Raw genomic sequence first — 530 nt, 5'->3', positions numbered from 1 at the left:
AATGATAGGCAATGGGCGCGTATTGAGCCTCATCTGCCGACGGGGCTGAAGGGACCGGAGCGGGACGACGACCGCCGCATCATCAGCGGGATCATCCACATGCTGCAGTCGGGGGCGCGATGGCGCGATTGCCCCCGCGAATACGGTCCTTACACGACCGTCTATAATCGCTTCAACCGCTGGGCCAAGCGTGGGCGATGGTGCACCATCTTTGAAGCACTGGCCAGGCCCGGCAAAGATGCCGTCGCGCTGTCGCTCGACTCGACCTCGATTAAAGCTCACCGGTGCGCCTCCGGCGGAAAAGGGGGGAGCACAACCAAGCCATCGGCCGCTCGCGCGGAGGCCGCACGACAAAAATCCATGCGCTGAGCGATCCGCTCTGCCGGCCGATCGTCCTGCATCTGACCCCAGGCCAGGATGCCGATATTGCGGCGGCGCCCGATGTTCTGGCGCTCGCGCCGCCGATGAGCGCGCTCCTCGCCGACAAAGCATATGACGGCGACAACCTTCGCGGCGAAATCGTGCGTCGC

General features: G+C 64.7%; 1 pseudogene. It reads left to right on the top strand.

The features are described from left to right. A pseudogene (locus AC0L3P_RS40035) lies at window positions 1-530 on the top strand (IS5 family transposase); the annotation flags it as partial.

This window comes from Bradyrhizobium sp. WSM4874, from assembly GCF_055811835.1.
Note: the sequence above shows the minus strand (reverse complement) of the source record. Positions and strands in the feature narration are given on the sequence as shown.